The sequence below is a fragment of the Clostridium swellfunianum genome, from assembly GCF_023656515.1.
In the GTDB taxonomy this organism is placed as follows: Bacteria; Bacillota; Clostridia; order Clostridiales; family Clostridiaceae; genus Clostridium_AT; species Clostridium_AT swellfunianum.
Genome location: NZ_JAMOFV010000006.1, coordinates 584192 through 600163, shown reverse-complemented (window position 1 = coordinate 600163; position 15972 = coordinate 584192). Strand labels below are relative to the sequence as shown.

The window sequence follows — 15972 nt, the reverse complement described above, 5'->3', positions numbered from 1 at the left end:
ATTAAATTTATAAACTTACTGTAATATCCCTCACATCCTTGTATGTTTTTCTTAATCTTCCAGGCGATGTACCCATATATTTGCGAAAAACCTTGTTAAAGTAGTTTGAGCTGGAATATCCAACCATACTTGCTATCTCTTCTACAGTAAAACTAGTAGATACTAGTAATTCTACAGCCTTCTCAATCCTAAGCTTTGTGATATAGTTCCAGGCTGATATTCCCATAGCCTTTGTAAATAAATGATTAAAGTGAAATTTAGACATATTAACTTCGAATGCAATATCATCTAGGCAAAGCTCCCTATGAAGATTATCCTTCATAAAGGTTATGGCTTCATGAAGGGTATTATTATTGGGCATATCCTTTGTTGCCTGTGCATTCAAACTTGTATATAGCTTCATAATAAATTCATAGGCTTTTCCTGAGGTTTGATAGCCATCGGTTATTTTATTGTTAACTGCATCCCAATAAATTTGCCATAAATATTTTATTACCTCTTCCTTCTCGCTAAACTTAACAACTGCTCCAAAATTGTCCTGTATTTTTCTCCATTCTGAAATAGTGTATTCTCCTGTTAATGTAATATAAATAAACTCCCACTTTTGCCCATTCTTTGGAATGTAATAGCGATGCTTACTTGGAATAGTTGAAAGAAATGCAGAGCCTTCATCAAGTATGTAACGCTCATTGTCAAATTCAATGACCCCGGCTCCTGATAGTGTATACTGAAAAATGCAATTCCCTGCTTCATCAGGTCTTCTCATACCATCAAAATTATATTCTGTTGAATTTTGTATTTGCCAACCTAAAGAATGCACCTGTGCTGGCGGAGATTGAGGTCCTTTTATATACCGATAGCTAAAATTTTTATAAAACATTTCTCTATCACACTGCAGCAAGATTTTACCCTCCATTCAGCATTATATTGATATTGTTATGGTCCGAAACCGATGCTAAGATAATTATAATACATGTATAAGTACTTATATAGAGTTAATTTAAAGTAATATTACAATTCAGCCACATTTTGTATGTGGAAAGTTTGACTAAAGATAAATAGCAAAAGGATGAGTTAAAATGAATAGTTATATGGAAATTGATATTCTAGAACAGGAATACTGGTGGGGTGGAACGGTTCAAGATGGAGTCTCTATGCCCTATACGAAAACAAACTTTAAAAGGGACCTTTCTAAGGAACAGCTATACAATCAGAGTGTTCCTATTTTATTATCAAATAAAGGTCGATATGTTTGGTGCGAGGAACCTTTTTCTTTTTCTTTTATAGACAATAAACTTATTATAACCTCAAACAGTAGTGATATCATAGTAAGCAGCGGTCATGAAAATTTAAGAGGAGCTTTTTTAGATGCCTCAGGTAAATACTTCCCACCTGATGGAAAGTATCCTGACCAATTAATGTTTACTGCACCACAATATAATACTTGGATTGAGATGATGTACGAACCAACACAGGAAAAAGTATTAGCTTATGCCAAAGCAATTATTGATAACGGTATGCCTCCAGGAATACTTATAATCGATGACAATTGGCAAGAGGATTATGGGGTCTGGAGCTTCCATCCTGGTCGCTTCCCCCAGCCTAAGGCTATGATTGCGAAGCTTCATGAAATGGGTTTTAAAGTAATGCTTTGGATTTGCAACTTTGTTAGCGCAGATAGCCTTACAGCAAGAACTATTGATAAACTTGGCTATCTTGTAAAAAATCAAGCTGGTAAAGCTGCAATGGTAGAATGGTGGAATGGCCGCAGTGCTATGCTAGACCTTACAAGGGAAGCTGCTCTTGAGTGGTTTAAGCTGCAGCTTAATAGCTTGATGCTTAATTATGGAGTAGATGGCTTTAAATTTGACGCAGGTGATTTAGCTCATTTCAGTGACAGCTTTATATTAAGCAAAGCAATTAACGGTAATCAATATTCCGAAGCTTGGGGGAAAATAGGTTTAGATTATGAGCTTAATGAATATCGAGCTTGCTGGAAGCTTGGAGGCAAAGCATTAGCACAACGGCTTAGTGATAAAAGCCACTGCTGGGAACTAATCAATGGACTTGGCAGTCTTATACCCAATGGACTTGCTCAAGGCCTTATGGGCTATGCATTTACCTGCCCTGATATGATTGGCGGTGGAGAATACCTTAACTTCCTTGAAAATAGTAATAATTTAGATAAGGAATTAATAATTCGTAATGTAGAATGTGCCGCTTTATTCCCTATGATGCAGTTTTCTGCAGCTCCATGGAGGGTATTGGATAAAGAACAGCTTAATATTTGCGTTGAAATGGCAAAGTTGCATGTGCGTTTTTCAGACAGGATTGTTGAACTTGCTAAGGAAGCATCAAAAACTGGAGAGCCAATAATCAGACATATGGAATATGTTTTCCCTGGAAATGGCTACGAGAAAATAATAGATCAGTTTATGCTTGGAGATAAGATACTAGTAGCACCTGTATTAAAGAAGGGAGCCACTAGTAGAAGCATTGTTTTTCCTAGAGGTAAATGGATTGGTGATGACAAAACCGTAGTACAAGGTCCTTGTACTATAACTGTAGACGCACCTATAGAAAGACTGCCTTGGTATGAAAAAGTAGATACCAGTATATAGTATTAGGTCTAAATAAATATCTAGAAAATAGTTGAGAAGGGAATGTGATAATTATGGGGATATGTTTTAATGAAAAATCAAACTCCTTTAAACTTGATGCAAAAGATACAAGCTATATAATTGCTATTGTTGATGAAGAACAATTTTTGGGACATGTTTATTTTGGACAAAAATTGCCAGACGATGATGTGAATTATTTAATGGGTCTCGAGGAATCGCCCTTTGTGCCATCAAAAAATAATAGAAATAGAATGTCCTTCTTAGATAGTTTTCCTACAGAATATTCTACAAGCGGATTAGGTGATTTTAGAGAGTCCTGTCTTAAAGTTATGACGAAATCAGGTATAACTGCTTGCGGGATTAACTATGTTACCCATAAGATTTACAGCGGTAAGCCTAATTTACAAGGCTTGCCGGCTACCTTTGGAGAGGAAAAAGAATGCTCAACTTTGGAGATAACTTGTTTAGATAAGCATTTAAATTTAGAAGTCATCCTAATATACACTGTTTTTGAAAATTTAGATGTTATAACAAGAAGTGTACAGGTTAAAAATTGTTCTAATGAAGCTATACAACTAACAAAGGTTTTATCTGCTTGTGTGGATTTCGATAGAATTGATATGGATATGATTACTCTTCACGGTTCTTGGGCAAGAGAACGCCATATAAACAGAAGAAGTATAACTTTAGGAAAACAAGCTGTTTCCTCTGCCAGAGGTGAATCAAGTCATCAAATGAATCCCTTCCTGGCAGTAATGGATAAAACTTCAACTGAAGATGCCGGTGAAGTATATGGATTTAATTTTGTGTATTCAGGTAATTTTATAGCTCAAGCTGAAGGGACCCAATTTGATACTACTCGTGTTGTAATGGGTATTAATCCTGAGGATTTTGCCTGGAACTTAGAGCCTGATGAGGAATTTACAGCACCAGAAGTTGTTATGGTTTATTCAAATGAGGGTATAGGAAAAATGTCCAGAACCTTTCATGATCTTTATAGAAATCATCTTATTCGTGGACAATATAAGGATAAAAAGAGACCTATTTTAATAAACAATTGGGAAGCAACTTATTTTGATTTTGATACGGAAAAGTTAATTTCTATAGCAAAAGAAGCTTCAAAACTCGGTATTGAAATGCTTGTTATGGATGACGGATGGTTTGGAAACAGAAGCAGCGATAATATGGCACTAGGAGATTGGATAGTTAATGAAGAGAAGATAAAAGGAGGCCTTAAATACCTAGTAGATGAAGTAAATAAACTTGGTATGAAGTTTGGAATTTGGTTTGAGCCTGAGATGGTTTCTCCTGATTCTGATTTATATAGAGCACATCCTGATTGGGCTTTACATATTGAAGGCAGAACTGGAACTCTTTCTAGAAATCAATACGTGTTAGACTTTTCTAGAAGAGAAGTTAGGGATTATATATATGATAGTTTAAGAAAGATTTTAAACAGTGCAAATATAGAGTACGTAAAATGGGATATGAACCGCCAATTAAGTGATGTAGGCAATGCTATACTTCCACCACACAGGCAAAGAGAAATTTGGCATAGATATGTTCTAGGTGTGTATGAGCTTATGGAAAGGCTGACCACGGAATTTCCACAGGTGCTTCTTGAAAATTGTTCAGGCGGAGGTGCCAGGTATGATGCAGGCATGCTTTACTATAGTCCTCAAATTTGGACTTCAGATAATACAGATGCTGTTGAAAGACTTAAGATTCAACATGGTACTTCACTAGTATATCCTGTATCAGCAATGGGAGCTCACGTAAGTGATGTTCCAAATCACACTGTTGGTAGAGTTACTCCTTTTGAAACCAGAGGTTTTGTTGCGCTTTCAGGAACCTTTGGCTATGAATTAGATGTTACGAAAATCCCACAAGAGGATAGAGCTATGATACCAGAGCAGGTAACATTGTACCATAAGTATAACGATTTAATTCGAACAGGTGACTTGTATCGTATAGGTAATTTGTTTGAAAACCCAGAGTTTGACTGCATCTCATATGTTTCAAAAGATAAAAGCGAAGTACTTGTAACATATGTTCAGGTTTTAAACAGGCCAAACTATCACAGCAAAAGAATTAGGTTAAAGGGACTGCAAAAGGATGCTTACTATAGAAATGAAGAAACAAACGAAGTATATTCCGGCGCTGCCTTAATGAATGGCGGTGTGCTTATAAAAGGATTATGGGGAGATTTTAAAGGTAAATTAATTCATTTTGTACTTGAAGCATAATATCTAAAATAGGAGTAAGGGCAAAAGAAAAAGGAGTAAGAATTTTATTTTCTAATATTCTTACTCCAATTCCCATTCTATATTCCTAGGTTTAATATCATTTGTAATCCAAGCTCTAATTGCCTTCTAACCTTTAGTACGCATAGCTCTAAAGGTTCCTACCCTTTAGATTTTCTTGTTAAAATATATGTTAGTGCTACTATGTTAGCAGCAGAGAGCAATATAACAGCCATCTTTAATCCAGTGTGCTTGCTAGATTTAGAAACAATTGCAGTCTTGTCCTTTTCTTGTGGTGAATTAGTGCTCATATTTTCTCCACTGTCCTTACTTGGATCGTATGTATCTGTTTTTGCTTCCCCCGTCATTGCCAAGCGAATAAAACTTGGCCTATAACAATCTGCATTATTAACATGCCCTGCTAAATCACCATTATAGTTTACATTATAGGATATAAGAAGCTCACCTTCTTCAGATAATACAGGATGACCTTTAGCATTATAAGAGAAGGCATTCGCGCCAAGCTTGGAATCAAGAGTTATATAGTATAAATCCTGAGATTCATGAAATGGGCCTACTGGTGAGTCGCCAATTCTAGCAACAATTCTGTTGCCTGTTGTCATATGGGTATATACAAGCAGGTACTTTCCAGCGTTTTTCCCTGTATATATAGGGGTAACACTCATTTCAGGTGCTACATCCTCTGCTAACCCCTTTACACCTTTAATATCCTTCACCCAGGCTTGCCCATTGTAATATTCATAGCTCTTAAAATCTTCTATTTTATCAGCTTTCACCCTTGAAACCACCAATTGTCTTTTTGCCCCCTTACTATCCATATATCCGTAGTTATATATATAACCATCAGGGTTCTTAACTCCTGCTTCCTTTGTATTAACAAGCACTGCACTGCCAAATATTATGGAGCCTCCATCAAAGTTTGAAAGATACCTTTTGTCCAAATCATTCTGTAACCTTATAGTTGAATGATCCAGATTTCCATTTTTTATATCAAAGCTTGCTAAATCTTCTCCTCGTTGCTCAAAACCAAGCCCACTTGAGGTCTTTTCAATATATAATGGAAATGTATATGCTTTTCCGTTGCTTATAAATACATCTCCAAGCCAATAGTAACCACTTCTTTCGCTATTTGGTTTGATAGGCACACCATTTTCTTCTGTAATAAAAGTCATCTTACCATAATAGGGGTCATTTCCTTCAAAAACTGCAGAAGTATTATTAAGCATTTGCATACCTTGTCTCTTCCTAGTTATAGGGTTAACTTTAGAAATGAAGGTATCAGAAAAATTAAAATAAGTTTTATTGTTGCTTGATCTCTTGCTAAAGCCCTGCGTCTCTATTCCATCTAAAGCAGCAGCAAATATACCATCTGCGCCGCTCCAGCCCTGATAATTTGAAAATAAGCCTGTCCATTCGTCTGCTGGTTCTGAATAATATCCATCTCCTGCATAAAATCTTACAGCTGATAGTCCGTATTTATCTCCTCCGTAATTGCTCTTTATATCTAGCCTTATAAATCTAGCTTCCTTGTTATTAAAAGAAATGCTGTCTGTGGCACTTAATTTACTAGCCCCGTCTGCCTCTTTAAGTGAGGCATCAGTTAGCTTTTCCCACTTGCCATACTCAACAGCTGTTGAAATAGTTACATCCTTAAGACCTTGCTTTGTATTAGAAGATTCATTGTAATTATAAATATTCATAGCTCCTATAGGGTATGTCCCCTTAAGGTCAAACACGATATAGCCAGCTTTATCAGCTAGATACATATCCTCAGGATTGTTGCTATGAAAAGCCTTTGCACTGCTTGGATTCGATAACCCCACTCCATTTACAAGCCTGTGTTGTTCTTTTGTAACTTTTGAACTTACAGGATTATATATTGAAGCTGTAAGATAAGAGCCATTTACTGCTGCTTCCTTGTACTGATAAAATCTTACCTCGGAAAGTCCATAGGCCTTTCCACCCCAATTTCCATCTTTCTTTTGAGGTACAAACTTAATGTATTGAGCAGTTACACCCTTTAGGTCAATTAAATTTCCATCATTAAGATTTGTAGCCTTAATATTATTTTCATCGCTGCTTTTCTTTAATTCGAAATTTTTAAATGACTTCCACTTTTCACCATCAAGGGAGTAATAGACATCAATCTTTCTTAGGCCATTATCTGTATTTCCAGCAGAATTATAATTCCACACAAATATCTTTCCAACTTGAAATGCCCTTCCTAAATCGAAGGAGATAAAGCTGTTTTCAAGCTCATTTTCCTTCGATAGCCACATTGTTTCCTGAGCATTTTCTGCGGTATGAGTATGGATAACACTATCAGTACCACTCATTCCCGAATTGTTGGCTGCATTTTTTGCATCATAAGCAGATGATGGTGAAGAACTTTCTGCTGACAAAAAGCTTCCTATCTCCTTATAAGGCATTTTCTTATTGCTTTCTTCCTGTGCTGCTGCATTTATATTTGTACTCATAATAATCATCCCTAGTAGCATAGTAAAAAAAAGTTTTCTGCTTTTATACTTCTTCATTTCATCACCCTTTTATTCTTTTTTCCTGAAGCTATTATATAAATGACCATTGCTGACAGTGAAATACTAAGGACTATAATTGCAATAACATATGGCATTGCACCCTTGGTACCACTGCTTACTGCAACTTCCTTCTCTTTAGGCTGAGGCTTGGCATCCTCCTGGGTTGCCTTACTGCCATCTTGTTTTTCAGAGCTTTTATATTCTGTTAGTGCCTTACTGTCATTTGCAAGCTTACTTATTTCGTCATCAGCTAAGGCTCTGCTATAAATACGGACATCATCCATAAGTCCGCTAAAGCTTCTTATTTTCTTCTTTCCATCAGCATACCCACCAATTAGAAAATCTCCGCCATTATTACCTGCCCCAGGCTTATAGCCCATCTGTATAGGTATGCCAATTCCCTTTACCATGTTATTTTCTGAAATTTTTTGTCCATTGATATAAAGAAGCTGTTTCTCTGAATCATGATTGTATACAACAGAAATATGTATCCAGGTATTAAGATTTTCCTGAGACTTTGAAGCGGTAACACGATCTCCTTCCGTCCAGGAATTTCCGCACATGTAGGATGTTAGTTTATGTTCTGCATCAAAGGAAAAGTCAAAAGCTCCCTTTCCCAATGCGCTCAAGCCATCATTGACAAATAAATTAGTAAATTTATTATCACTTTTATAAAATTCTTTTATGTTTATAAAGGCTGTAACAGTTATATCAGTACCGCTTATTGCCTTAGTGGCTGAAAGCCTGAGCACTGTATTGCCATCAAACTGAAAAGCCTTACCTTCCTTACCCTCTCCATAGGAGGCAGTACCATCAATTTTTAAATTTCTGCCCTTGCTTGAGTAATCTTTAACAGTTTTATTATCTTCCTCATTAAATATATAGTGAGCTTCTAGTCCCTTATCGTTCTCAGCATTTATCCTAAGAGCACTCACATTAAAAATAAGCAGTGCGCAAATAACACCTGTAACTAACTTTTTCATTTTCCACCTCTTGTTTTTATATTATATTTCTACTTTCAATTTAACAGTCTTTATCTCACAGGGTCTAAAGCTCATTTTAATTTTCCTATCCTCAACCTGTAAAGGATTTATAATTTCCTCCAACATGTTAGTTTCCCATGCCTGAAGTATCGGCTTCCAACAAGTAAACACCGCGCTTGAAGGGTTGTTGCTGTAATTTACAAACCTGACTACAACAGTATCCTTCTCTCTATCTTCAGGCAACTTCAAAATAGACATAATAACTTCTGAGCCCTCAAGTGAAAAATAAGACTGACTCTGCTTTATTTCATAATTCTCCTCAGCAGCAAAGGAATCAAACTTTATGCCAGACTGAAGTGAATCCTTTATTTTTATTAATTCTGCCGCATTAATCCCCTCTGAAAAAGGCATTATTCTGTAAGAAAATTCTAGAGGCTTTAATAGTTGTCCATCAATTTCACCATTAGTTAAAAAGGTCTTGGAAAAGCTTCGATATAAAGTAATCATTACACTGCCCTTCTCATCATCTAAGGCTCCGCACTCATGAAGTCCATAGGCGCTTATAAAAGCTATCCCACATCCGTCAATATTCTTTTTATAAACTATATTTTCAAATTGCTTTTCGTACTTTTCATGTTCCTTCCAATCACTTGTACTGTAGTCGATTCCAATTTTTCTTTCTACAAAACCAAAAGCCTGGCTTACGGAATAAGTATCAGAATTGATGCTTGTAGGCAGACAGAGCCTTAATCTGTGATCTCTAATATTGTTTACAATGTGAGTTTTTACATCTACATATCTTGCTGTGCTGGTTAAGGTTAAATAGGTAATGATTTTAAGCTCTTTTGTTTCCTCTGACCTCAGCCAATGCTGAGTATTGTTATTAACCCCTTCAGGAAGTCTCATATAAGTAGTCACCCTGAAGCAAGTACTATCTTGTCCATCATAAATTCTCTCTATGCTTGTTTGAAAACCAGTGCTGCTTATGGCCCTATTTGCTGTAGGATTAATGTGGAACCATCCATCTCCAATCTCACCATCACTTATATAACTCAATAAATCTGTATAAGTATTGCCACTTCTTTTATCAAAGATATCCAAAGTGCCATTATCATTAATACTCATACGTATATACTTATTTTCTGCAGTATTATAACTGGTTGATAATCTTCCTAAATATCTGGTAGGTTTATCACTTGGAACAAGCTTATATTCCGTCTTTGAGAAGGCTTTCATTTCAGCCCTAAAGGTAATAGTATGGCTGTCCACCTTTTGACGGTAGTTAGAGTCAAGTACATTCACATATTCTCCCCTATATACATCTACTAATGTATATGGAATTTCTCTTCCGCTATGGTCTAATAAGATAAAAGCATTCTTAAGTTCTTGAGGAGCCTGCTCTGAAAATTTGTCTTTATATTCTTGTTTAAAATATACTTTTGCCATGACAACTTCTTCTCTGTCATATGGCATAGGGTTAAACAGCGACAGTATATATGCAGCAGAATCGTTCTTCCTTGCTGAATTGCTTAACTCGCTGTACATTGCATCATTTATTAATTCAGTACATATTGACTTTGCTTGTCTAAACCTATAATGCATGTCGCTATGAACTTCATCTATAGAACAGCCGCAAATTGAATCATGAGGATGGTTTTTAATTAGATAATTATAAGCTCTGTCTATATAGGTCTTTTGAAGGTTATATCCCTTTAAATTAGCTAATACAGCATATGGTTCAGCCCATTTTTCAAGTAATATTTGCGTTTCATCATTTTCCTTCTTTAGATCATACCTGCTGGATAAAGTATGGGTAATAAGCATATTATGCTCAACTACATCCTTGGCAGTCTCATTTAATTCTCCCTGTCGGATGCTTAAGCTATCAAGCGACTTCTCAAGCTCTTTAACCATATTATCTAGAGCTTCAAAAACTACAGGACATTTATAGTGTTCCTCTAGCTTATGTACCAAATATGGAGCCATTTCGTGAATTCCTTCATGATCCATGCCATCCATAAGTACAATAAACGGTGCATTTGATCTTTCAAGCTCTGAATCTACATATTTAATAGCTCTGGAAACAAGATTATCAAGAGATAAATCCTCACCTAATATATACGGAATCCAGACGTCCAGCCAGAAGCTGCCATAACCGCAAGTCTCAGGCACCTTAAATGTTATGCATTCGCTGCCGTCTAAAGCCTGCCACCTAAAATGCATATCTGTAGTATGGTTATTGGTACCGCGTCCTAAAAGAGCACCTTTTATGTTAAAGCCGTTAAATATTTGGGGCATTTGAGCAATATGTCCGAATATATCACAGATGTAGCCATATTTCATAGCCTCGCCACCAAACTCTGAGGCAACCTTATGTCCAAGCATAAGGTTTCTTATGATACTTTCCCCTGATACAAGGAATTCATCAGGCATTACATACCAAGGGCCAACCTTAAGCCTGCCTTCTTTAACAAGCTTTCTAACAACCTCTCTTTTCTCAGGTTCTATTTCACAATAATCCTCTAAAACCACGGTTTGTCCATCAAATATAAAGGAATGAAATTCTTCATCTTTAAGAAGTGTATCTATTATGCCATTTGTAATTTTAACCAATCGATATCGAAAGCCTTGGAAACTCCTGTACCATTCTCTATCCCAATGAGTACTGGCAAAATAAAATATTTTTTTAATTTTTCTATTTTGAGCTTCTAAATTCGCCACTTATTATCACCTGCCTGTTAAATAATAAAAAGCTCAAATATGAGACCTTAATATACTGAGGTAACCCATATTCAAGCTCTCTCCATCTAGATATATTTTTTTAAACTATCAATAACTACTCTGTAACCCTCAGGTCTAAGGTGTAGACCATCTCTCGTAAGCTCAGGCTTCAATCTGCCTTCCTTACCCTTTAATTTTGAATTTATATCTATATAAGTAACCTTTAATTCCTCACAAAGTATTTCAAGCCCTTGATTTATTACATCAATAGCATAGTTTGATCTATTTTTGATAGCTTCTTCTGATAAGTTATCATAACCTTCTGTACCTGTTGGATACAGAGATTCAACATAAATCTCTGTACTCTTGCACTTCTCTTTGGTCGCTAAAATTATTTTTTTAATATTTTCAACTATTTTTTCAGGCTTGGATACATTGACTGCAAGATCATTCGTTCCTATTAAGAGAAACATTTTTGAAGGTTCAAGGTCATAAATACTTTCCTTCATCCTCTTTAAAAGTCCTTCTGTAGTATCTCCACCAATTCCTCTGTTGTAAACCAAACTATCACTATAATATTCCTCCAGCAGAAACTCCTGAGTTAAAGAATCTCCTACAAAAAGCACTCCTCCCTTTTGCACTGAAGCGTTTAAAAATCTGAACCATTCAAGCCTGGACTCATGCCCTTGGTCAATAAGCAGCGATAGAAACTCCTCCATGCCTTTTTGTTCTGCAGCCTTAACCCTTTTTTTAATGCTTTGGCCTTGTGCTGCGGCATACGCTGCCAAAACAGCTATAATTATGATTAGCAATACATAAATCATGTTTTTCTACCTCCTTAGTGACTCTGGAAGGTTGGCAGTTCATAGTACAGTTCTTCCAGTTTCTTGAGAGAATTATCTACACTATTCAAATCCTTTCCCCATCTAAAAATATACTTATATTCATAGAAGCCTCCTAAAGAGGTTGCAAAATTCGTCTCCCAATAGTTATTCATATTCCAGGAATATAGTATCTCATTGTTTTTGCTATTCTCATCCTTCAGCTCAATTTCTCCAGGGTGAAGCGAACCCATATAAATGATTGGGGAATCCTGAGTAGTAACCACTAAGCCTCTTTCTTTATTAATAAGAGCAAAACCCTTGTGTGCAGTATAGAATTTGGTCAGCGTACCAGGGAGCTGGTCAATACGCGGTCTCATAGGTTGCCCCATTTTATCCAGCCACAACTCATCTATAGTACTTCCAGCAGATATAGGTAGCGCAAGATAAACGCTTTCCGGCTCCCACACCGTCTCCTTACCCAGAATAAAGGAAACATCTACCCTAGGTTCATCTACATAGGCAGTAAGCATTATAGTTGTATATATAGAACCCGGCATTTCATATTTCAATTCTACTCTTCCAAACAGAGGTCCATTTGCAAGCACTCTTACATTAATCAATTTACCTTCATATCTTTCAGAGCTTATCAGCTTTCGATTTCTTCCAAAATTCGCGCGTATTTCCTTTATCTCAGACTGTGCAAATTGATACTTATTCAAACATGGTGCTACCTCATAAATAGGGGTAAGCATATTTTGAACTTTGTCACTTCGTATTAATTCCACATTATCAGCCTTGTCAAACCAGGAATTTATTCCCAAATCCTTTTCCCAGGTTATTCTTATATAAGGGGTTTCCAGCTTAAATTGATTTGCTGTAATCTCATTATTAAGATAAGGACTTATATAGTCATAACGTGTATCTCTTGTAAATAAAGGATCCAGAGGTATTCTTCGTTGCCTCTCCACCTTCGGCTTAACAGCAAATATCTTACTGCTGTTTGCCTTTATTAGTGCATTAAAATTAATTTCTCTTCTTGCCTTTTCATCTACCAGTATTTCCTGATGAACAAGCACCTCTCCGGTCTCCTCATCTATAACCTCATAGCCTTCTTTAATAAGGTATTCATCCCACCAATTGATATAAACCTTAACTCTTTCTTTTCTATCATAATTATAGGGATTTACCGCCTTATATCTTAAGGGCCTTCCTATAGCCTTCAAAAATTCCCCATGGTACTCTGAAATGTCATCTAGTAGTTCGTAAGCAAGCTTGTTGGCACTGGCCGCAAACCACTCATTTCTGGAGTCCAGTATGGTTGTCATCCTATTCCAAGGCTCAGAAACAGAGGTAAAGTATCCCCAAGTGTGTTCTGAAAAACAAATCATGTTGTCTTCTAGAGCTTCAAGCTTTTCTTCATTCACAGGCATACCCTTGCCCTTAAATTCCAGTATCTGACGGTATAATTTCTGTGCTTCTCTATATAGCTTTACAGCCTTAGGGCTTGACATGAAGCCGTCGCTCCACCAATCTGTCCAATCTCCTTCATACTCAGGCAGCTCTAAATTTAAACTTTCTACCATATCAAAGAAATCATTTATGCCTATCATCTCCAACTCATAGTCTTCACCGTATTTTTCATTGAAAGCTTTTATGGATTCCATTATATAAGGGTTAGCAGGAGCATTATCTACCAATATTCCCTTTGTTGGAATTGGTATAAAATCATAGCTATAGCCTTGCAGACGTACACTTTCCATGTAGTCATCCAGCCATTCCTTGGCATACTTCAGCTGGCTTTCATTTACATGAGCTTTTAAAAGATATTCGCCATTTTCCACTACACCCTCTACATCAGGTGTAATTTTTGATACATTACCTTGGTTGTATACATCTCCGTTCCAAACAAGAATTTTATCTCCCTGTGGTGTCTTCCAATAAAAAGGGGTATGTTTTCTTTTAAAAGGGACAAACCCATGATGATTGTGGATACAGGTGTAAAATCTTCGTATTCCGGCATTATATAAAAGCTGAGAGTATCCCCAGCTCCAGCCGTTAATATCCATGGATATTGCTGAGTTAATATTTACTCCTACTTTCTCTCCAAAAGCTTTAACCTTCTTCAGCTGGTTTTCAAGTACCTTGGAATCTGCAAGATCAGTGAGATTCAAGTAGTTTCCTGTAACTTGAATATGCTTTCTCTTTATTGCAGCCTCTAAACGACTGTGCCAGGAAGCATCTGTATTTTTAAAAAATCTATCTATAATCCAAAAGGATTCATTATTCCAAACAAAGCCGCTCCATTCCGGATGGGCACCATTAGCTATAGCTTCACTGTAACTAATGGCCTGCTTCAGATAATCTATGTGATATCTTGTTATTTTCTCTTGTCTGTCGGTATATCCAATATCCGTATGCGTCTGCATCATTAAGTAAACTTTTATTTTGTTAGACATTATTGATCCTCCATGCTTAACTTGTTGTTTTTCCTGTATTCCTTAGGTGTAATTCCAATAAACTTTTTAAAACTTTTATTAAAGCTTATAGGGCTTTCGTATCCACATATGGAACCTATTTCACTTATTGCAAGTTTTGTTTTTATAAGTAAATGCTTTGCATAGTTAAGTCTTCTGTGAATTAAATATTCGTAAGGCGCCATGCCTGTCTCATTCTTAAAAACCCGTGAAAAATAGTAGGGACTATACATAATATTTTTACATATATCCTCTAGAGTTATCTGTTTCATAAAATTCTGCTCTATAAAATCTATGGCTAATGTAACCATATTAACGTGCTTTCCAATAGCTTCATTAAAATTATTAATAGTATAAACCTCTGCCAATATGCAGCATAAGCTAACTGAAATATAGGCCTCGTTTATCTTTTCATTAGAGGTTAAACATTCCTTTATTTTATAAAAATGCATTACTATATTAGAATCATCTGTAAACTTAACAAACTTTTTGTCGCCTTTCAGATAGTTATAATATTCATCAGCAGCATGTCCATTAAATACGATATAGACAATCTCTGCACAATCCGAAAGAATCTGTACATCCATATCAGTAGATAAAACTAACGAGTCATTTCTTTTAAGTCCCATGGTTTTATTATTTATTGTTACTATTGCATTGCCTTTAGTAAGCTGCATATAAAGAAAACATTTTTCACTAAAATTTTGTTTTAGTTGAAAATCTAAATAAACAGAATTCTGAAATACAACCTGTCCTATCTCTGACAAAGTATAAAATATTTTATTTGCTAAATCCGTTGGTACTATTTCTTCGTAGTAAAGTACATCTATATTGCTATTATTAAATATCATTTTAATCCCGTCCTATTGTAATATTTATTTTGGTTACTCTTTCTTTAAATACTAGGCAATGCTCTTTTTGTAGCCTTCCAATATTCCCTTTGCCCAATAGGAGCTCGACAGGAAAAAAATTCCCCAGACAATCAGGTTTAAGAAACTGCTTACATAGAAAGTCAAAAATATAGTTCCTATAAGACTTGATATTATCAATATCGTAGAAGGGATATGCCTGTTTGCTATTATTAAACTGTTGATAATATATGTTGTAATGCTCCCTTCAAAGGCTGCTATTACCATAAATACATAAAGGGAAATAATAATAAGCTGAAATACAGATGCGTAGAAAATTACAGTAACTAAAAAAGAACCTGTATTTACTGCCAGACTATAATTATAGGCGCTCAGTGCCCCAAGTGAACCAAGTATAAGCCATACTATAGTTGCCTGCTTGAAATTTCTTTTAAACTCACTAAAAAAGTCTTTAAACACAGAATAGTTCTTCTTATTTACTATTTTGCTCATAACCGCATAGCATGCAGAAGTTGCAGCTCCAAAGGTTATTCCTGCACCAATAAGAGTGACTGCAAGCCATAAAAGATTTAATATGATAATATCACTTATGAAACTCCAATATTTATAGAAACTGCCATTTAGGTTCATGCTATCACTCCTGTTTTTTTAAATTAGGGCTGCTGCAAAACTGCACTAA

At 35.9% G+C, this 15972-nt stretch carries 10 protein-coding genes; 2 read left to right on the top strand and 8 right to left on the bottom strand.

Features of this window, described 5'->3' with window-relative positions; translation table 11 throughout:
* Window positions 1-7 precede the first annotated feature (7 nt).
* Window positions 8-901 (bottom strand): AraC family transcriptional regulator, encoded by an 894-nt coding sequence (locus NBE98_RS02880; protein ID WP_250812388.1) that lies wholly within the window; start codon window positions 899-901, stop codon window positions 8-10.
* A 178-nt stretch (window positions 902-1079) separates the two neighbouring features.
* On the opposite strand from NBE98_RS02880, the gene NBE98_RS02875 reads away from it, so the two are divergent.
* Both NBE98_RS02875 and NBE98_RS02870 read left to right on the top strand, forming a co-directional pair.
* Entirely contained in the window at window positions 1080-2621 is a 1542-nt protein-coding gene (locus tag NBE98_RS02875) for a glycoside hydrolase family 31 protein (protein WP_250812387.1), read from the top strand.
* Window positions 2622-2674: 53 nt separating this feature from the next.
* Complete coding sequence (locus tag NBE98_RS02870; protein WP_250812386.1) at window positions 2675-4867, top strand: alpha-galactosidase; 2193 nt, start codon at window positions 2675-2677, stop codon at window positions 4865-4867.
* Between the two features lie 158 nt (window positions 4868-5025).
* On the opposite strand, the gene NBE98_RS02865 is transcribed toward NBE98_RS02870, so the two are convergent.
* From NBE98_RS02865 to NBE98_RS02835, 7 genes are all read right to left on the bottom strand, one after another.
* A complete protein-coding gene (locus tag NBE98_RS02865) occupies window positions 5026-7362 on the bottom strand; it encodes a DUF5005 domain-containing protein (protein WP_250812384.1) in 2337 nt (778 codons plus the stop codon).
* A 53-nt stretch (window positions 7363-7415) separates the two neighbouring features.
* Entirely contained in the window at window positions 7416-8405 is a 990-nt protein-coding gene (locus NBE98_RS02860) for a LamG domain-containing protein (protein ID WP_250812383.1), read from the bottom strand.
* A 21-nt stretch (window positions 8406-8426) separates the two neighbouring features.
* Window positions 8427-11126, bottom strand: a complete 2700-nt coding sequence (locus NBE98_RS02855) for a glycoside hydrolase family 38 N-terminal domain-containing protein (RefSeq protein ID WP_250812382.1) — start codon at window positions 11124-11126, stop codon at window positions 8427-8429.
* An 86-nt stretch (window positions 11127-11212) separates the two neighbouring features.
* Window positions 11213-11950, bottom strand: coding sequence for a GDSL-type esterase/lipase family protein (locus tag NBE98_RS02850; protein ID WP_250812381.1), 738 nt, complete (start codon window positions 11948-11950; stop codon window positions 11213-11215).
* A 14-nt stretch (window positions 11951-11964) separates the two neighbouring features.
* On the bottom strand, window positions 11965-14406 hold the full coding sequence (locus NBE98_RS02845) for a glycoside hydrolase family 38 N-terminal domain-containing protein (protein ID WP_250812377.1): 2442 nt from the start codon (window positions 14404-14406) through the stop codon (window positions 11965-11967).
* Entirely contained in the window at window positions 14406-15275 is an 870-nt protein-coding gene (locus NBE98_RS02840) for a helix-turn-helix domain-containing protein (protein WP_250812375.1), read from the bottom strand. The genes NBE98_RS02845 and NBE98_RS02840 overlap by 1 nt, the downstream gene beginning before the upstream one ends.
* A 51-nt stretch (window positions 15276-15326) precedes the next feature.
* The gene (locus NBE98_RS02835; protein ID WP_250812374.1) at window positions 15327-15923 is read right to left on the bottom strand and encodes a YesL family protein; all 597 of its coding nucleotides are present in this window, start codon (window positions 15921-15923) and stop codon (window positions 15327-15329) included.
* Window positions 15924-15972 lie beyond the last annotated feature (49 nt).

What these genes read in the sequence shown, in the direction of transcription:
- NBE98_RS02840 (WP_250812375.1), bottom strand. Translation starts at nt 15,275, where the DNA reads ATGATATTTAATAATAGCAATATAGATGTACTTTACTACGAAGAAATA.
- NBE98_RS02860 (WP_250812383.1), bottom strand. Translation starts at nt 8,405, where the DNA reads ATGAAAAAGTTAGTTACAGGTGTTATTTGCGCACTGCTTATTTTTAAT.
- NBE98_RS02875 (WP_250812387.1), top strand. Translation starts at nt 1,080, where the DNA reads ATGAATAGTTATATGGAAATTGATATTCTAGAACAGGAATACTGGTGG.
- NBE98_RS02850 (WP_250812381.1), bottom strand. Translation starts at nt 11,950, where the DNA reads ATGATTTATGTATTGCTAATCATAATTATAGCTGTTTTGGCAGCGTAT.
- NBE98_RS02835 (WP_250812374.1), bottom strand. Translation starts at nt 15,923, where the DNA reads ATGAACCTAAATGGCAGTTTCTATAAATATTGGAGTTTCATAAGTGAT.
- NBE98_RS02870 (WP_250812386.1), top strand. Translation starts at nt 2,675, where the DNA reads ATGGGGATATGTTTTAATGAAAAATCAAACTCCTTTAAACTTGATGCA.
- NBE98_RS02865 (WP_250812384.1), bottom strand. Translation starts at nt 7,362, where the DNA reads ATGAGTACAAATATAAATGCAGCAGCACAGGAAGAAAGCAATAAGAAA.
- NBE98_RS02845 (WP_250812377.1), bottom strand. Translation starts at nt 14,406, where the DNA reads ATGTCTAACAAAATAAAAGTTTACTTAATGATGCAGACGCATACGGAT.